Raw genomic sequence first — 18,385 nt, forward strand, 5'->3', positions numbered from 1 at the left:
CCTCCGGCAGGAGTTGAACCGGAGGCCTTGAATGTCCATGGCCTGCATGGGAGTGCGCGAGGGAGGCCATGGTCCGACAAGAAGGTCTTTCCCGGATGGATGGAGACGCGGCCCCGTATTTCCGGCCCCATCCATCCGAGAGAGACAAGGGTGGCCCGACCCGCATGCCCGGGGGGACGGCGCGAGCCGGACCGAACTCGTTGCTTCAGAGATCTCCCAGCGGCGGCGCCACGGTCTCGATGCGCAGCATGTTGGTCGAGCCGGGGCGACCGAACGGTACGCCGGCGGTGACCACCACGGTGTCGCCGCGGCGCGCCATGCGCTGGGCCAGGGCGATGTCGAGGGCGGTCGAGCAGATCTCGTCGACGTGCGCCAGTTGCTCGTTGACCACCGAATACACGCCCCAGGCCACGGTCAGTCGCCGCGCGGTGCGCAGGTTCGGGGTCAGGCTGAGGATCGGCGCCTTGGGCCGCTCGCGGGCGGCGCGCAGGGTCGAGTTGCCCGACTCGGTGTAGTTCACCAGCACCGCCACCGGGAGGATCCGGCTGACCCGGCGGATCGCGCAGCTGATCGCATCGGAGACGGTAGCGTCGGGCTGCGGACGGTTGACCTCGAGCTGGACGTGGTAGTCCGGCTCGGCCTCCACCTGGCGGACGATCTTCGCCATCATCTCTACCGCCTCGCGAGGGTATTGTCCGGAAGCGGTTTCCGCCGAGAGCATCACCGCGTCGGCGCCGGCGCCCACCGCGGTGGCTACGTCGGTCACCTCGGCGCGGGTCGGGGCGGGGGAGAAGCGCATCGACTCGAGCATCTGGGTGGCCACCACCACCGGCTTGCCGAGCTGGCGGCAGACCTGGACGATGCGTTTCTGGATGCCCGGCACGCTCTCCGCCGGCACCTCTACGCCGAGGTCGCCGCGCGCCACCATGATCGCGTCGGCGCGCTCGGCGATCGCCTCGATGGCGCTCACCGCGCTGGGCTTCTCGATCTTGGCCATGAGGAAGGCCTTGTCGCCGATCAGCCCACGGGCCTCGTCGATGTCCTCCGGGCGTTGCACGAAGGACAGCGCCACCCAGTCGACCCCCAGTTCCAGGCCGAAGGCCAGGTCGCGGCGGTCCTTGTCGGTCAGCGGGCTGAGTTGCAGCACCGCTTCCGGCACGTTGACGCCCTTGCGATCGGACAGCTCGCCACCCACCGCCACGCGGGTCTCGATGGCGTCGCTGTGGCAGTTGACCACTTCCAGGCGGATCTTGCCGTCGTCCAGCAGCAGGCTCATGCCCGGCTCCAGGGCATGGATGATCTCCGGATGCGGCAGGTTGACCCGCCGCTCGTCACCGGGGACGTCGCTGAGGTCGAGGGTGAAGGTCTGCCCGCGCTGCAATTGCACGGCACCGGCGGCGAAGCGGCCGACCCGCAGCTTCGGACCCTGCAGGTCCATGAGCACGCCGATCGGGTAGTTCAGTTCCGCTTCCACCTCGCGCACCCAGGCGAAGCGCTGCGCGTGATCGGCGTAGTCGCCGTGGCTGAAGTTCAGGCGGAACAGGTTGGCGCCGGCCTCCACCAGGGCACGGATATCGTCGCGGCTGCGGGTGGCCGGGCCGAGGGTGGCGAGGATCTTGGCTTTCTTGTCGGCTGTCATGTCAGGACTCGAGGATGAGAATGGCGCGGAAGTCGTTCACGTTGGTGCGGGTCGGTCCGGTCACCAGCAGGTCGCCGAGGGTCTGGAAATAGCCGTAGCCGTTGTTGTCGTCGAGCTCGTCGCGGATCTTCAGCCCGGCCTTTTCGCCGCGCGCATGGGAGCAGGGCGTCATCAGCGCGCCGGCGTTGTCTTCCGAGCCGTCGATGCCGTCGGTGTCGCCGGCCAGGGCCCAGATGTTCGGTTCGCCCTTTAGCTCGGCGGTGAGGCTGAGGAGGAACTCGGCGTTGCGTCCGCCGCGACCGTTGCCGCGCACGGTGACGGTGGTCTCGCCGCCGGAGAGGATCACGCAGGGCGCCGCCAGCGGCTGGCCGTGCTTGCGGATCTGCCGGGCGATGCCGGCGTGGACCTTGGCGACTTCCCGCGCTTCGCCCTCCAGGTCGCCGAGGATCAGCGTCGAGAAGCCGGCCGCGCGGCACTTCACCGCTGCTGCGTCGAGGGCGTTCTGTGGCGTGGCGATCAACTGGAAGTGGCTGCGCGCCAGGCACGGGTCGTCGGGCTTGACGGTTTCCGAACGCGGGTCGGCGAGCCAGTCGAGGACGTTCTGCGGCACGTCGATGGCGTAGCGCCTGAGGATCGCCAGGGCGTCGGCGGAGGTGGTCGGGTCGCCGACGCTGGGGCCGGAGGCGATCACCGTGGCCTCGTCGCCGGGAACGTCGGAAATCGCGTAGGTGTAGACGCTGGCCGGCCAGCAGGCCTTGGCCAGGCGACCGCCCTTGATCGCTGAGAGGTGCTTGCGCACGCAGTTCATCTCGCCGATGGCGGCGCCGGACTTGAGCAGCGCCTTGTTCACCGCCTGCTTGTCCGCCAGGCCAATGCCTTCGGCAGGCAGCGAAAGCAGTGCGGAGCCGCCGCCGGAGAGAAGGAAGATCACCCGGTCGCTCTCGTTCAGGCCGCTGATCAGTTCCAGCACGCGACGGGCGACGCGCTCGCCGGCGTCGTCGGGCACCGGATGGGAGGCTTCCACTACCTCGATGCGACTGCATTGCGCGCCGTAGCGGTAAGGCGCCACTACCAGGCCCTGGATCTCGCCCTGCCAGTGCTTCTCCACCACTTCGGCCATGGCTCCGGCGGCCTTGCCGGCACCGATGACGATGGCGCGCCCGCTGCGATCTTCCGGCAGGTGGTCGGCCAGCACCTGGTAGGGATGGCCGGCTGCCACCGCGGTATTGAACAGCTCGGTGAGAAAGGCGCGTGGATCGGTACTCATGACAGGCTCCGAATTTCTTGTTGTCGTGCCGCCGGTCGGGCCGGCGGTCGCAGCGTCGTCGACGCTTCCATTCCGCAGCACCCGCGCCGGCGGGAACTGGGGAATGGAAGCGAGGCGCCCGGACGCAGAGGCCGTGAATCTCCCGGCCGGGCGTTCGCTTCCTTTACCCCGCCTTGTGGGCGGGGAAGGAAGAGGGCGGCGGCGAACACCGGAGTTCGCCGACCGTTCCTCTCCCCGAGCCCTTCGAAAAGGGGGTCGTCGCTCCGCGCGGGGTGACGGCCCGCGCGGACTGCGGATCACTCGTCGCGGATCGAGAAGTTGGCCATGTGCTCCAGGCCCTTGATCAGCGCCGAGTGGTCCCAGTTACTGCCGCCGATGGCCGCGCAGGTGCTGAACACCTGCTGGGCGTTGGCGGTGTTGGGCAGGTTCAGGTTCAGCTCGCGGGCGCCGGCCAGGGCCAGGTTGAGGTCCTTCTGGTGCAGGCTGATGCGGAAGCCCGGGTCGAAGGTGCCCTTGACCATGCGTTCGCCGTGCACCTCGAGGATCCGCGAGGAGGCGAAGCCACCCATCAGCGCCTCGCGCACCTTGGCCGGATCGGCGCCGTTGCGGGCGGCGAACAGCAGGGCCTCGGCGACCGCCTGGATGTTCAGCGCGACGATGATCTGGTTGGCCACCTTGGCGGTTTGGCCGTCGCCGTTGCCGCCGACGCGGGTGATGTTCTTGCCCATCGCCTGGAACAGCGGCAAGGCGCGTTCGAAGGTGTTCGGGCAGCCGCCGACCATGATGCTCAGGGTCGCCGCCTTGGCGCCGACCTCGCCGCCGGAGACCGGGGCGTCCAGGTACTGCGCGCCGGTAGCCTTGATCTTCTCGGCGAAGCCCTTGGTGGCGGTGGGGGAGATCGAACTCATGTCGATCACCACCTTGTTCGGGCCGACGCCCTCGGCGATACCGTCCTTGCGGAACAGCACATCCTCGACCTGCGGGGTGTCCGGCACCATGACGATGATGAACTCGGCTTCCTGGGCCACTTCCTTCGGGTTGGCCAGGGCAATGGCGCCGGCCTCCAGCAGGTCGGCCGGAGCGGCGTCGTGGTGGGTGGAAAGGAACAGGCTGTGGCCGGCCTTCTGCAGGTTCTGCGCCATGGGCTTGCCCATGATTCCGGTGCCGATGAATCCGATCTTGGCCATGAGAGTGTCTCCTGGTTCTGTCTGTCGAGTGGCTCCGCGCAGGGAAGCGGGAGCGTCTTGTTCGTGGGTGCGGATCAGACGACGTTGTGCGTCTTCATCCAGCCGAGGCCGGCTTCGGTGGTGGTGGCCGGCTTGTACTCGCAGCCGATCCAGCCCTGGTAGCCGATGCGGTCCAGGTGCTCGAAGAGGAAGCGGTAGTTGATCTCGCCGGTGCCCGGTTCGTGGCGGCCGGGGTTGTCGGCGAGTTGCACGTGGTTGATCGCCGCCAACTGGTTTTCCAGGGTGCGGGCCAGGTCGCCTTCCATGATCTGCATGTGATAGATGTCGTATTGCAGGAACAGGTTGGCGCTGCCGACCTTGTCGCGGATCTCTAGGGCCTGGCGGGTGTTCTGCAGGTAGAAGCCGGGGATGTCGAGGGTGTTGATCATCTCCATGACCAGGCGGATGCCTGCGGCTTCCAGCTTGTCGGCGGCGTAGCGCAGGTTGTCGACGAAGGTCTTCTCGACGCTGGCGCAGTCGTGCCCCTGCGGCCGGATCCCGGCGAGGCAGTTCACCTGGCGGTTGCCCAGCACCCTGGCGTAGGCGATGGCCTTGTCGACCCCCTCGTGGAACTCCTGGACCCGATCCGGGTGGCAGGCGATGCCGCGCTCGCCCTTGGCCCAGTCGCCGGCCGGCAGGTTGAACAGCACCTGCTCCAGGCCGTTGGCTTCCAGGCGGGCCTTGATCGCCTCGGCCTCGACGTCATAGGGGAAGAGGTACTCGACGCCGGCGAAGCCGGCCTTGGCGGCGGCGTCGAAGCGTTCGAGGAAATCCACCTCGGTGAACAGCATGGACAGGTTGGCGCAGAAACGGGGCATGTCTTGCTCCTATCGTTCGGTCAAACGTTCGGGAGGCCTTTCGCCGGGGGCGGGGTGCCGCACGCACCGTCCGCGCCTCCGGGAAAGGCCGGCGATCAGTCGAGCAGCGAGATGGCGGTCGGCGCGTCGGCGCCTTTCTCGGCCAGTTCCTCGAACTCGTTGATGGCGTTGATCTCGGTACCCATGGAGATGTTGGTGACGCGCTCCAGGATCACCTCGACCACCACCGGCACCTGGTGCTGCTGCATCAGTTCGCGGGCCTTGGCCAGGGCGGCGCCGATCTCGTTCGGGTCGAACACCCGGATCGCCTTGCAGCCCAGGCCCTCGACCACCGCGACGTGGTCGACGCCGTAGCCTTCCAGCTCGGGGGCGTTGATGTTGTCGAAGGCCAGCTGCACGCAATAGTCCATGTCGAAGCCGCGCTGCGCCTGGCGGATCAGGCCCAGGTAGGAGTTGTTCACCAGTACGTGGATATAGGGCAGCTTGAACTGCGCGCCGACCGCCAGTTCCTCGATCATGAACTGGAAGTCGTAGTCGCCGGAGAGCGCCACCACCTGGCGGCTCGGGTCGGCCTTGACCACTCCCAGCGCGGCGGGAATGGTCCAGCCCAGCGGGCCGGCCTGGCCGCAGTTGATCCAGTGGCGCGGCTGGTAGACATGGAGGAACTGTGCGCCGGCGATCTGCGACAGGCCGATGGTGCTGACGTAGCAGGCATCCTTGCCGAAGAACTCGTTCATCTCTTCGTAGACGCGCTGCGGTTTCACCGGCACGTTGTCGAAGTGGGTCTTGCGCTGCAGCGTGCGTTTGCGCTGCTGGCAGCTTTCCAGCCAGGCGGCGCGCGACTTCAGCTTGCCGGCGGCCTTCCACTCGCGGGCCACTTCGAGGAATGCGTCGAGGGCGGCGCCGGCGTCGGAGACGATGCCCAGGTCGGGCATGAACACCCGGCCGATCTGGGTCGGTTCGATGTCGACATGGATGAAGCGGCGACCTTCGGTATAGACCTCGACGCTGCCGGTGTGGCGGTTGGCCCAGCGGTTGCCGATGCCGAGCACCAGGTCGGATTCCAGCAGGGTGGCGTTGCCGTAGCGGTGCGAGGTCTGCAGGCCGACCATGCCGGCCATCTGCGGGTGGTCGTCGGGGATTACGCCCCAGCCCATCAGGGTCGGGATCACCGGGATGCCGGTCAGCTCGGCGAATTCGCGGAAGCGCTCGGCGGCGTCGGCGTTGAAGATGCCGCCGCCGGCCACCAGCAGCGGGCGCTCGGCTTCGTCGAGCATGGCCAGGACCTTCTCGGCCTGGACCCGGGTGGCCTTCGGCTTGCTCACCGGGAGGGGCTCGTAGGCGTCGATGTCGAACTCGATCTCGGCCATCTGTACGTCGAACGGCAGGTCGATCAGTACCGGGCCGGGCCGGTCGCTGCGCATCAGCTGGAAGGCCTTCTGGAATACGTAGGGGACCTGGGCCGGTTCCAGCACGGTGGTCGCCCACTTGGCCACCGGCGCGGCGATGCTGGAGATGTCGACCGCCTGGAAGTCTTCCTTGTGCAGGCGCGCGCGCGGTGCCTGGCCGGTGATGCAGAGAATCGGGATGGAGTCGGCGGAGGCGGAGTAGAGGCCGGTGATCATGTCGGTGCCGGCAGGGCCGGAGGTGCCGATGCAGACGCCGATGTTGCCGGCCTTGGTACGGGTGTAGCCCTCGGCCATGTGCGAGGCGCCTTCGACGTGACGGGCCAGGACATGGTCGATGCCGCCGATCTTCTTCAGCGCGGCGTACATGGGGTTGATCGCGGCACCGGGGACGCCGAACGCGGTATCCACGCCTTCGCGGCGCATCACCAGTACGGCGGCTTCGATTGCTCTCATTCTGGCCATCGTTTTGTTCCTCGTTCTTATACTAATTGTGTACAAAAGTTGGAACGATTCTAGGCAGAGGGGGAGCGCAAGGTCAAGATGGGTTGTATACGCTGGAAAAAGCCGCTGAAATCAATTTTTCCATAATAAAAACAATGAATTACCATTTTTGTTAGCAGGCTTATAAAACCAGCGTTTGAAAAAATGTATACAAAATTATGTTAATATTGTTCTGGAATGTTGCTTTCGTAGGGCCGGTCGGCTACTAGATTGGGTACAAATTTTCGAACGCGCCCGCATCGCGGGTGGTTTCCCGATTTCTAGCCTTAACAACTCGAGAGGAACGACCATGACCACCATCAGTCTGGAAACCGCGCTGGGCATTACCCGCCAGGCGCTGGCGGTGGGGCGCGAGCTGTCCACCGCGCCCCTGACCATCGCGGTGCTCGATGCTGGCGGCCACCTGGTGGCGCTGCAGCGCGAGGACGGCGCCAGCATGCTGCGACCGCAGATCGCCATCGGCAAGGCCTGGGGCGCCGTGGCCCTGGGCAAGTCGTCGCGGCTGCTGGCGGCGGATGCGCAGCAGCGGCCTTCGTTCATTTCCGCGGTGAACACCCTGGCCCATGGCAATCTGGTTCCGGCGCCGGGTGGGGTGCTGATTCGCAACGACAAGGCAGAGGTGGTCGGCGCGGTCGGTATCAGCGGCGATACCTCGGATATCGACGAGCAATGCGCGATCCAGGGCGTGCTGGCGGTCGGGCTGGTGCCCGACGCCGGTTGAGCTTGCGGCCCGCTCACCAGGACCGGGCCTTCGCTCCCTTCTTCAGGTGGCGTACGCCGCCATCCACCAGGCTCTCCGTGCCATACCTGCAGCGGGGCTCGTTCGAGGCCAGGAATAGCGCGGCACTGGCGATCTCCAGCGGCTCCCCCAGGCGTCCCGGCCAATCTTCTCCCTCAGCGCCTGGGCGGCCTCGAGATCGGTAGCGGCCTTGTCCAGCGCTGGCGTCCGGGTCGGCCCCGGGCTCAGGGCGTTGACACCGTGCTCGAGCAACTCCGCCGATAGCGTCCAGGCGAGGTGTATGCGGAGCTGCCGCCGCGGGTCGAATACCGCGTCACGCCGCTCGGTGCGAGGCCGGCGCAGGGGCGGGGGCGGCACGCGATTGAGCGTGCCGCGGCGGGTCAGAGCGGCAGCGGCCGAAGCCGGCCGGCGCTTTTGCCGGATTGCCCGTCGGGCGTGCAGCCTTTCAGGACCAGGCGGGTGATGGTTTCCACCGCAGCGTCGTAGTCGGCGTCGCTGAGCTGTTCCTTGCCGGTGACGATGGAAATCTGCCAATCGAAGTCGGCATAGGTCTGGGTCGCCGCCCAGATGGCGAAGAGCAGGTGATGCGGGTCCACCGGGGCGAGCTGGCCACGGTCGATCCAGGTCTGCAGGCAGGTGACGTTGCGCTGGGCCTGGGCGTTCAGTTCGTCGAGGTATTCCTTCGGCAGGTGCGGCGCGCCGTGCATGATCTCGCTGGCGAAGACCTTGGAGGCATGCGGCAACTCGCGGGAGATGCGGATCTTCGAGCGGATGTAGGCGGGCAGGGCGAGCAGCGGGTCGTCTTCCACGCGGAACGGCGCCGACGCTTGCAGCAGCGGCTCGACGATGCTTTCCAGCACGCAGCGATAGAGGTTTTCCTTGGACTGGAAGTAGTAGTAGACGTTGGGCTTGGGCAGGCCGGCGCGGGCGGCGATGTCGCTGGTCTTGGTCGCCGCGAAGCCCTTGTCGGCGAATTCCTCGCTGGCGGCGCGGAGGATCAGGCGCTTGTTGCGCTCGCGGATGCTGGTCATCAGTCCTTGTTCTTCATTGCTGCAACGGCGGCAGGAAGCCGAGGATGGTAGCACCCGCCCGGAGCGCCCCTCAAGCAAGGTGCGAGCGAGGCGGAGGCCCGGGAAATCCTGACCCGCCGGTTCATTTGCCCTATACATTTCCCGGTATTTGGAGTATTCGTTAGGGGTATCGAGTCGCCCGCTCGCACTCACCCACCGAGCGCCGGGCGAGCCCCCCGGAACAGAACGAGTCACTATGTCCGATTCCCGCCTGGTCGATCCCTTCGGCCGTCGCATCACCTACCTGCGCCTGTCGGTGACGGATCGCTGCGACTTCCGCTGCACCTACTGCATGAGCGAAGACATGCAGTTCCTTCCCCGCGACCAAGTCCTCAGCCTGGAGGAACTGTACGCGGTGGCCGACGCCTTCATCGGCCTCGGCGTGCGGCGCATTCGTATCACCGGCGGCGAGCCGCTGGTGCGCAAGGGCATCACCGGCCTGCTGGCACGCCTGGGGCAGCGTGCGGAACTGGAAGACCTGGCGATCACCACCAACGGTTCGCAACTGCGCGAGCGCGCCGCCGAGCTGAAGGCCGCCGGCGTCCGCCGCCTCAACGTCAGCCTCGACTCGCTGCAGCGCGAACGCTTCGCCGCCTTCACCCGTAGCGATCGCCTGGAGCAGGTGCTGGACGGCATCCAGGCGGCGCGCGAAGCCGGTTTCGAGCGGATCAAGCTGAACTGCGTGGTACAGAAGGGCCGCAACGACGACGAGATCCTCGACCTGGTCGAGTACGCCCTGGCCAACCAGTTGGACATCAGTTTCATCGAGGAAATGCCGCTGGGCAGCATCACCAGCCACCGTCGCGAACTGACCCTCTGCACCAGCGACGAAGTCCGCGCGATCATCGAGCGCCGCTGGCCGCTGACCCCGAGCCTGGCGCGCAGCGGCGGGCCGTCGCGGTATTACCAGATCGGCGACGAGCCCAGCCGGATCGGCTTCATCTCACCTCACAGCAATAATTTCTGCGGCGACTGCAACCGCGTGCGCGTCACCGCCGAGGGCAAGCTGGTGCTCTGCCTCGGCCACGAGGGGGCGCTCGACCTGCGCGAACTGCTGCGCAGCCATCCCGGCGACCGCGAGCGCCTGAGCGCGGCACTGGTGGCGGCGCTGAACCTGAAGCCGGAGCGGCATCACTTCGACGCCCAGGAGCAGGTCCAGGTGCTGCGTTTCATGAGCATGACCGGCGGCTGACGGTATCCTCCTGGGCGATGGCAGTAACGGCGCCATCCGCCGCTTCCTCCCCCATGCCTCCCGGGCGACCGTGTTCCGACGCGCACCGCTCGCTGCCCCGTCCCGGGAAAAGCGACGCGGCGCAACACCGAAACGCGGCGAAGAAGTCATGCTGCCTGCCGCGCCAGCAAAGGAAAGCCTCCCATGCACCGGGTCCTGTTCATCTGCAGCCGCAACCGCCTGCGTAGTCCCAGCGCCGAACGGCTGTTCGCCGACTGGCCGGGCGTCGAGACCGATTCCGCCGGGCTGGCGGCGGACGCCGAGACGCCCCTGGAGCGGGAGCAACTGGAGTGGGCGACGCTGGTCGTCGTCATGGAGCGCCGCCACCGGCAGGCGCTGCTGCGCCGGCACGCCGCGGCGATGAAAGGCAAGCGCCTGGTCTGCCTGGATATCCCGGACGACTACGCCTACATGCAGGCGGAATTGCTGCATCTGCTGGAGCGCAAGGCGGGGCCTTTCCTTCGGCGGGACTGAGTGGTGCGGACCGCGAGCGGAAAAAAAAGAAGCCGGACGAAGTCCGGCCCGAGGGAAGGGCGGACCGGAAGTGTCGCCGGTCCGCCAGGGAGTCAGGAGTGCTTGGGCGCCGGCGCGTGGCTGCCGCACAAGTGGCTGCGGTCGTTGCGGCTGAGGATGTTGAACAGCAGGTTCAGCACCACCGCCCAGATCGCGGTCATGGCGATGCCGCTATGGGTGATCGGCTCCATCCAGACCGGCAGGCGGGCGAAGAAGTCCGGGCGCACCACCGGCACCATGCCCATGCCGATGCTTACCGCCACCAGCAACTGGTTGCGGCGGTCGGTGATGTTGGCCTCGTGGAGGATCTGGATGCCGCTGGCGGCGACCATGCCGAACATGGCGATGCCGGCGCCGCCGAGTACCGCCGGCGGGATCGAGGCGACCAGGAAGGCGGCCTTGGGCAGCATGCTGAGGAGGATCAGGAAACCGGCGGCGGCCACCGTGACGTAGCGGCTGCGCACCCCGGTCATCTGCACCAGGCCGATGTTCTGGGCGAACGAGGAATGGGTGAAGGTGTTCAGGAAACCGGCGAAGAACGAGGCGCCGGCGTCGCAGAGCAGGCCGCGGCGCAGTTCGGTCGGGGTGATCTCGCGGCCGGTGATCTTGCCCAGGGCGAGGAACATGCCGGTGGACTCGACGAAGATGATCACTACCACCAGGCACATCGACAGGATCGGCGCCAGGTCGAAGGTCGGCGCGCCGAAGTGCAGCGGGGTGACGATGTCGAACCAGGGGCGCTCGGCCAGACCGCCGAGGTCGACCATGCCCATGCCGCCGGCGATCGCGTAGCCCAGGCCCATGCCCATCAGCACCGAGATGTTGACCCAGAAACCGCGCATGAAGCGGTTGATCAGGAGGATGGTGCAGAGCACCAGGCTGGAGAGGAACAGGAAGTGCAGGGAGCCGAAGTCTTCCGCGCCCTTGCCGCCGCCGGCCCAGTTGATCGCCACCGGGAACAGGCACATGCCGATCGAGGTGATCACCGTGCCGGTCACCAGCGGCGGGAAGAAACGCACGATGCGCGACATGAAGGGGGCGATGAGCATGCCGAAGAAGCCGGCGGCGATGGTCGCGCCGAAGATCCCGGTGATGCCCACGCCGGGCATCCCGGCCATCGCCACCATGCTGCCGACGGCGGCGAAGCTGGCGCCCATCATCACCGGCATGCGGATGCCCATCGGGCCGATGCCCAGCGACTGGACCAGGGTGGCGATGCCGGCGACCAGCAGGTCGGCGTTGATCAGGAAGGCGATTTCCTCGCGCGAGAGGCCGGCCGCCTGGCCGACGATCAGAGGCACGGCGACGGCGCCACCGTACATCAGCAGCACATGCTGGAAGCCCACCAGCAGCAGCTGCGTCAGAGGCAGGCGCTGGTCTACGGGCGAGTCGGGGATGCGGCGATCAGTTACCACGGACATGCAACACCTCAGGCGTTTTTATTGTTGTCAGTCGCAGGCGGACACCGGAAAAGGCAGGTTCCGGCGGCCGGGTATTTCTGGCCGAACATCCACCCCAGGCTTCAGGGCGATGCGGTGGGGTGTTTTATATCCCCGTTGTGTGCTCGATTCAATCGATTTTTTGTATACAAAGTAATTTTTTGTAGTTGACCAATCGGTCTACTACAGGCTTTCCAGAGCTGCTTCCACTGTATCCATAGAACTGGCGCCGGCTACCCCCGGGACGCCCGGCGGTGTACGACATTGGTCGGATAGCCGACGTGCTCTAGCCGCTGGGAGTTTTCAGCGACCCCTACCTCAGTGAGCGCAAGCCCGGTGCAGCAAGGCCTTGAACCCTGTCGCCCGGGATCAGCCATGGGTCTTTGCGGAACGCCTGCTTGCATTGGCGACTACAAGCAGCGACGTGCGCGAGAGCAACCGGCTATCTGAGCGCCAGTAGATCCTGGCGGCAATGGAGACGCTCAACGAGCAAAGAGAATGCCGCCAGCGCTTGCTGGAGTGCACAACGGCAGACTGGCCAAGGTGCCAAGGCTCGGGGCAGGTCATGCTGGGCAAGAAGCCGGCGGAGTTTTCCTGAGCGTTCTACAGGAGAGGCACGAAGGAGGTCGCCGAAGTCGTTCGGCATATCGAACGTCCCCCTTTTTCAGCTTTCGGCAGCGCCCAACGGGCCACTGGCAATCAGGCTGGCACCACAAGCTGTTTTCATCCCATGTAGCGCGACCGGGACCCCATTCACATCCAGCAGGGCGCTACCTTCGGTAATGGGGAAGGTTCCCTTGCACAAGGGGCAAACCACTTGGTGGCCTACACCGGCCATCGGCTTGCCGTTGAGGTCGGTCTGGCCGAACGCCTCAATCACCGTGCCTCCATGGCTGGTGGTGTCGCCAAGGCGAATGATGTCCATCGCGGGTTGCTCCTATAGGTCGTCCAGCCAGCTGTCTTTTGGCTTCAGGCTGGAGAGGAATTCCTCGTAGACATAGTCATCACCCAGCGTTTGGCCGCCAGGCGTAGCGGGTTTCGGAGCAGGGGAAGGACCGGCATTTCCGCCACGCGGCGATGAAGACGTCGGGCGCACGCGGATCGAATCGACAATGGCGTCCCACAGTTCCAAAGCCTCTTTGTCCGATTTGAAGGCAGGGGGCGGTGGTTTACCGTTTTCATTGCTGCGTTCCAGTACCGCCAGTCCCGCAGTAAGATTGGGCTCGGTTAGCGATTCCTCCTTGCCTTGAACCTCCCACATGAATGTGTAGGCGCGCTGTCCCTTGTTGCTTCCCGCAACCAAGTACTCCTCTCCCGGAAGGCTCCCCACAGGGTGCTTCCCCTTTCTCAATCTCTCGACTCCAGCAACCGTAGCGAGCATGTTCTGCACGAAGCCGTCGACTCGCTCAAGAAGGCTGTTTAGCTCAGATCCCGTGGAGGAGCGGAATTCAAAGCGCGCACCAGGGTGATTGGGAAAGGTAACACCTACGCCAAACTCTTCATCTTGAAAACTATCCCCTGCAATATAGGCATGATCAATGCAAAAGCCCGGCTCAGTTGGAGCTTCTTTGGGCTCGCGAGAGCGAAGGCTTCGGGATATATCATTGATAGCTTCCTCCCCTTCCTTCTCTTTGTCGTGAGTAACTTCTCCTGAGTATAGAAAAACCTCTCCCTTGGGATGAGCCACAAAATATGAGTCAACCCTATAAGAAAGCAAACTAGCATTCGAATCCCAAGACCACAGGCTAATGGCTCCAGCCTTGTCTTCCGCCCTCCGAACAAACATGCTCTCCTTTGTTTTTTTATGAATGCCATTCCGTAACTCTTGCTCGCGATGGGCAATCCTGGCTGCTAGCTCAGCAGGTGTGCCATCTAGCCGTTGGATGTTGTCGCCCCATAGATAGTATCCGGCGTTAATTACCGCGTCAGGCGGCAGATCAATCAGAAAGCGACCAAAGCAATGAGTGATCCATCCGGTCTTGTCCATGGAAGGGCTCCGAGAAGAAGAAAACGAAGTACAACTGGTCATGCTGGTCAAGACCACCAACCCAAGTACAGCAAACAACCGACGGGGATGCATCATGTCCCTCCTTTGTCATTAGGATGCCAATCCGCCAACTGGGTGATTTTGATCACACCATATAGCGCTGCCCATTGGGCACGAGCATCGTTGTAACTCTCCTGGTGCTCATAGCCCCGTTTGGTATTGGCCTGTCCCTTGCCCTTGCTGCCATGCCGAAAGCTGGCCTTGACACCTGCCAGGGCAGGCGCCTGGCCGGAGTCGGTCGGTACCGTTTCGTCACCTCCGCTGCCGGAAGCGTCCAGTGGATTTCCCGCCTCCAGCGGACCCTGCACTATGGTGGGCAAGCCCCGGCGGAACCAACTGTTGTAAGTGCCGTTCTCATCGTCGTTGAGTGTGGCGCCAGGGGTTTCCAGAGGGGTCGGGTCACCTTTCCAGATCAAATCACGCCAACTATGGCGGCTATCGTCAGCACCGTAATGAACATAGGTTTCGACGTGGTAGCCCGCCGTAGCCAATTCATTATGAAAGTCAGCAATAGCATCAATTTTCTTCTCAAAAATTACCCTGGGATTTTTCTTTTTATTTTCAGTGTTTGATAAGTCTAGATATTGTGCATTTTGTTCAGGCACCAATCCATACCACGTAGAGCTCTTGTATATCTCTTCATAAGGATCCTGGTTCTGCGGATAAGCCCGAGGCTTTCCATCAATATCCTTGAGTACCTGGCCTTGCGCGTCGCACAGAAACAGCCAGGGACGTCCTTCCCGGTATTCGGCGCTAGGGGCCAACTCCAGCGCGCCGGCCGAGTTGGCGACAACGGCTGTCACTTCACCGGCATTTCGTCCCAGCACGACCTGTGCGATACCTTCATAGCCACAACGCATATGATGGTAGATGGTCGAGGAACCCGTCGCAGGTTGCACGCCATGCACCACCCCCAATACGCGCTCATAGCCGTGCAACTGCGTCAAGGCACGCGCCACCAGCCCTCCCATAGAGTGGGTGACCAGAATGACTTTCATACGACTTATTTGCTCGGGATCGAGACCATACTCCTTCTGGTAGAAGGGCCACACCGTGTTCTCGATGTAGTCGCGTACATCCAGCGCCGACTGCCGATTGGACTGTAGCCAGTTATAACCGGCGCACCAGACGTCGAACTGGTATCGGCTGGCCTTGAGCAATTCCTCTTCATCGATCGGCCCCACCTTTCCCTGCTCCTCACCCTGATCTCCAGGAGGAGAGAGGGCTTCGTCATTCCACCATGCCTGGAGTTCCCTACGGCTGACGATGTTATCCAGTCGCCTCTCCATTAATCCCATGACGGGGTTGTACGCACTGCGCATGACCTTGCCCCAGCCGCGCAGGCGGGCAGCCTCTTCATCCAGGCCAGACTGGCCGACATCGATCGTGCCTTGGTCATCGACTTCCACTCTCTCGGCTCTCAGAAGTTTTTGACGGACCTTTGGGCCCCTCCAGGCCCAAGTCCACAACGCACCAAACGAGGCAGCGAAATCTCCCAGAGGCCACAGACCATTCGGCGGCCTCCAGACCTCACTTTTATCTGCCTTGTTGCGCAGGTTGGTTCCCATGATCCCCGGAATGAAGATCACCGGCAGGGGAGCGGTCTGCCGAACCAGCGCCACCTTTTCGCTCTGGTTGTCGGTACGGGTCAACTGCGCCTTGTAGACAGGCCGTCCCAGCCTGTCGCGAGAGCGAGGGATGATCACATCCTGATTCGGCTCGAGCGGTTCGCTGCTCATGTGTTGGACTCCGTGTCGCTGTTGTGACTGCCCTTGCCCAGGATGCGTATCTGCACCGGGTCCATGGCCAGGTGTTGTTGCTTGGGTAAACGGCCCTGGCTGTCGGTCATCAGTTTCACCACACCACCATCGCCTCGTATCACTTCAACGGCGATATTGGGTAACGGCTCCAGCGTGGCTTCGTCGCGCAGGACATACCGGTCATCGAACGGTGTCGAATCCCAGGCGTTGAAGCTGGTCGATGCATGAGCGGGACCGACATGACTGTGCTTCGCCGCCTTGACCACGAAGTTGCCGGGCATGCCCAGCTCGATGTTGCCGCCCTTGAGGGTCAGGTAGGCGCCGCCGCACATCAGGGTGATGTGCTCCTTCGCGGTGACCAGCACGTGCTGCTGGCTGGCGCTGACCTCCACGCTCTGCTCGGCTTCCAGGCGGATGTCGTTCTTCTGCGCCTGCAGCAGCATCGGCCCCTGGTGGGTGATCTGGCGCAGCTCGCCGCCCTGGGCGAACAGGCCGATGTCGCTGCCGGCGTTGATCACCACCTTCTGCCCGGCGGTCACCTGCTGGTTCTGCCGGGCCACGCTGTCGACGTGCTCGCCGGCGGCCAGGGTCAGGCTCGCCGGCGTCGCCGCGGCGATCCCTGCCGGACCGCTCAAGGCGATCGCCGGCTTGCCTCCGTTGCTCTTGCCGGACTCGTCGTTGGCACCGTGGCCGAGGTCGCGCACGGCTTCCTGGAGGGTTTGCTGCGGCGCCGCGTCGTGCCCCACGCCCTGGTGCTCCCCGGCGTAGTCGCCCAGCTCGCGGGCCAGCTCCAGCGCCGCCTCCAGCACCTGCACCACGACGCCTCGGTCGAGATGGCCGGCGCCGGCCCTGAGCTGCTCCTCGGTGCTCAGCAGCAGCCCCTTGGCCGCACGCACCGCGCCATGTTCGTCGGTGCGCAGTTCGAAGCCCTCGCCGCGTGGCTTGCCGCCTTCGGGCCGAGGATGGGTCAGGTAGCCCAGGTGCAGCGCGCTGGCACCGTGGTCGCTCATCAGCGCCGCACTGATCTGCGCCGTGGTGTCGTCGATGCGCAGCTCGTTGGCCCGGCTGCCCTTGTACTCCTTGCTCTTGATGGTGCTGAGGATCTTGTGGTCGGGCAGCGCGTAGGGCGGCCGGTTGGTCGCCCGGTAGGTACGCCCGGTGATGATCGGCTGGTCGCAGTCGCCGTCCAGGTAATCGACGATCACCTCCTGGCCAATCCGCGGGATCGCCATGTGCCCCCAGTCGGCACCTGCCCAGTTCTGCGCGACCCGTATCCAGCAGGTACTGAATTCATCGTGACGTCCCTCGCGATCCCAGGGGAACTGGACTTTCACCCGCCCCCACTCGTCGCAATGGATCTCTTCCCCTACCGGGCCGACTACCGTCGCGATCTGCGGACCATCGATACGCGGCCGAGGCAGCGGTGCGGGACGCCATTCGACGTCCTCGGGCACCAGTTCGGCGCGCAGGTCGTAGCTCACCCCCAGAGGGGCGTCGGCGGACTCTTCCTCCTGGCCGGCATACTGGGTGCCGCGATGGACCACCCGTACCGGCCGCCACCAGGCGTTGAAGTCGGCACGCGGATGACCTTCCAGGGCAAAGGCGTGGCCCGGGATCAGCCGCGGGTCGTCGCCGCTGACCGATGCCACCCGCGCATCGCGCCGGTGCCCTCTGAGGCGGCTTTCGCTGAAAGGCCGGCCGGCGCCGCTCTGCTTGTAGCGACCGGGGTAGTCGTAGCGCTCGTAGGACGAGCCCTGATGCTCGAGCGCCTCGCCAGCGAGATGATGCTCCTGGTCGTAGGTCGGGCGCTTGAAGCTGTAGTCCCGCTGGGTCTGTCGAGCCGTACGAACATTTTCGCTGTAGCGGAAAGAATGAAGCACCGGCTGTGGGTTGTCGCCCTCCGGCTGGGCGCTGAACAGTACCGGGCCGCCGGCGATACGCTCCTGGACGTAGAGCCGGTCGCTGCAGACCAGGGTGTGGCGGTGTTCGTCGAAGCGGAAGTAGTAGACCAGGCCTTCCTCGAAGGCTAGCCGGTCGTGCAGGTAGTGATCGCTGTCGCCGGCCTGCACGCAGTATTCGCGCGGCAGGTGCTCATGGTAGATGCGCTGTTCGTAGTCGAGCACCCGGTGTTCCTTGAGCAGCGCCTGGAGAATCTCCGGAACACTCTTCTCCTGGAATATCCGCCAGTTGCAGCACAGCTCCAGGCGCGCCAACTGCGGTTCCAGCAGCAGTTCGTAGCGGGTCCGGCGAAAACCCGAGCTGCCCTGGGTGAAGTGGCTGACGATGCCATGGACGTAGCGGGCCGGACGGCCGTCCTGCCAGAGGGTGAAGGTGCCCGGCTGGTCGAGTACCTGCTTGAAATCGATGGCGTTCTTGTCGCTGGCCAGCTTCAGGTTCAGGCGGAAAGGCTCGCAGAGCGCTTCTTCCAGTTCGAACTCGACGACATCGAACGCGAGTTTCCCTTCGCCGACGACGAAGGTGAATTTCAGGTCCCTTTGACGCATGGATCGTTCCTTGTTCCTGGCGGGCGGTTCCTCCCCCATCCGTTGGAGAAGCGAGCCCCACGTTACTCTTGCTCAGCCGCTGCCGAAAGTCTTGGCTCGGTGTCGATTTCGCGAAGTAGCGGACATTTTCGGCTCGACGGAGAACCGGCCGTACAGGTGTACGACCGGTGCGCCTGTCAACTCACCCTGCGACCGGGGAGCGCCAGTCGTCGGAGCCGGAGG

14 protein-coding genes are annotated in these 18,385 nt (G+C 64.7%); 3 read left to right on the forward strand and 11 right to left on the reverse strand.

The genetic code is table 11. The features are described from left to right. Positions 1-205 precede the first annotated feature (205 nt). The 5 genes from pyk to gcl form a co-directional block, all read right to left on the reverse strand. On the reverse strand, positions 206-1,639 hold the full coding sequence (gene pyk / locus HMPREF2914_RS16160; RefSeq protein WP_003110700.1) for a pyruvate kinase: 1,434 nt from the start codon (positions 1,637-1,639) through the stop codon (positions 206-208). 1 nt (position 1,640) lies between these two features. Further along, positions 1,641-2,906 (reverse strand): glycerate kinase type-2 family protein, encoded by a 1,266-nt coding sequence (locus tag HMPREF2914_RS16165; RefSeq protein ID WP_003117785.1) that lies wholly within the window; start codon positions 2,904-2,906, stop codon positions 1,641-1,643. 296 nt (positions 2,907-3,202) lie between these two features. Next, positions 3,203-4,093: a 2-hydroxy-3-oxopropionate reductase gene (locus HMPREF2914_RS16170; protein WP_003087180.1), complete on the reverse strand. Its 891-nt coding sequence runs from the start codon at positions 4,091-4,093 to the stop codon at positions 3,203-3,205. Positions 4,094-4,167: 74 nt separating this feature from the next. Further along, on the reverse strand, positions 4,168-4,950 hold the full coding sequence (hyi, locus tag HMPREF2914_RS16175; protein ID WP_003133149.1) for a hydroxypyruvate isomerase: 783 nt from the start codon (positions 4,948-4,950) through the stop codon (positions 4,168-4,170). A gap of 95 nt (positions 4,951-5,045) precedes the next feature. Beyond that, complete coding sequence (gene gcl, locus HMPREF2914_RS16180; RefSeq protein WP_003087182.1) at positions 5,046-6,821, reverse strand: glyoxylate carboligase; 1,776 nt, start codon at positions 6,819-6,821, stop codon at positions 5,046-5,048. A gap of 328 nt (positions 6,822-7,149) precedes the next feature. On the opposite strand from gcl, the gene HMPREF2914_RS16185 reads away from it, so the two are divergent. Next, positions 7,150-7,581, forward strand: a complete 432-nt coding sequence (locus tag HMPREF2914_RS16185) for a GlcG/HbpS family heme-binding protein (protein ID WP_003083199.1) — start codon at positions 7,150-7,152, stop codon at positions 7,579-7,581. Positions 7,582-7,979: 398 nt separating this feature from the next. On the opposite strand, the gene HMPREF2914_RS16190 is transcribed toward HMPREF2914_RS16185, so the two are convergent. Then, positions 7,980-8,630 carry a TetR/AcrR family transcriptional regulator gene (locus HMPREF2914_RS16190; RefSeq protein ID WP_003087183.1) on the reverse strand — a complete coding sequence of 217 codons (651 nt, stop codon included), beginning with the start codon at positions 8,628-8,630 and terminating at the stop codon, positions 7,980-7,982. A gap of 235 nt (positions 8,631-8,865) precedes the next feature. Between HMPREF2914_RS16190 and moaA the strand changes: the two genes are divergently transcribed. Further along, positions 8,866-9,861, forward strand: a complete 996-nt coding sequence (gene moaA, locus HMPREF2914_RS16195; RefSeq protein ID WP_003083204.1) for a GTP 3',8-cyclase MoaA — start codon at positions 8,866-8,868, stop codon at positions 9,859-9,861. A gap of 183 nt (positions 9,862-10,044) precedes the next feature. Continuing rightward, positions 10,045-10,374, forward strand: a complete 330-nt coding sequence (locus HMPREF2914_RS16200; RefSeq protein ID WP_003087185.1) for a low molecular weight protein tyrosine phosphatase family protein — start codon at positions 10,045-10,047, stop codon at positions 10,372-10,374. Between the two features lie 92 nt (positions 10,375-10,466). Here HMPREF2914_RS16200 and HMPREF2914_RS16205 read toward each other — a convergent pair whose 3' ends face one another. From HMPREF2914_RS16205 to HMPREF2914_RS16225, 5 genes are all read right to left on the reverse strand, one after another. After that, positions 10,467-11,834 (reverse strand): nucleobase:cation symporter-2 family protein, encoded by a 1,368-nt coding sequence (locus HMPREF2914_RS16205; RefSeq protein WP_003083208.1) that lies wholly within the window; start codon positions 11,832-11,834, stop codon positions 10,467-10,469. A gap of 682 nt (positions 11,835-12,516) precedes the next feature. Further along, on the reverse strand, positions 12,517-12,777 hold the full coding sequence (locus HMPREF2914_RS16210) for a PAAR domain-containing protein (RefSeq protein WP_003105819.1): 261 nt from the start codon (positions 12,775-12,777) through the stop codon (positions 12,517-12,519). Between the two features lie 12 nt (positions 12,778-12,789). Further along, positions 12,790-13,935, reverse strand: a complete 1,146-nt coding sequence (locus HMPREF2914_RS16215; RefSeq protein ID WP_031627624.1) for a T6SS immunity protein Tli4 family protein — start codon at positions 13,933-13,935, stop codon at positions 12,790-12,792. After that, positions 13,932-15,638 (reverse strand): esterase/lipase family protein, encoded by a 1,707-nt coding sequence (locus tag HMPREF2914_RS16220; protein WP_023092023.1) that lies wholly within the window; start codon positions 15,636-15,638, stop codon positions 13,932-13,934. The genes HMPREF2914_RS16215 and HMPREF2914_RS16220 overlap by 4 nt, the downstream gene beginning before the upstream one ends. After that, positions 15,635-18,163, reverse strand: a complete 2,529-nt coding sequence (locus HMPREF2914_RS16225) for a type VI secretion system spike protein VgrG2a (RefSeq protein WP_023092022.1) — start codon at positions 18,161-18,163, stop codon at positions 15,635-15,637. Before HMPREF2914_RS16225 ends, HMPREF2914_RS16220 begins: the two co-directional genes overlap by 4 nt. Positions 18,164-18,385 lie beyond the last annotated feature (222 nt).

Origin of the sequence: Pseudomonas sp. HMSC067G02 (assembly GCF_001813485.1) — a bacterium.
Lineage (GTDB): Bacteria > Pseudomonadota > Gammaproteobacteria > Pseudomonadales > Pseudomonadaceae > Pseudomonas > Pseudomonas aeruginosa.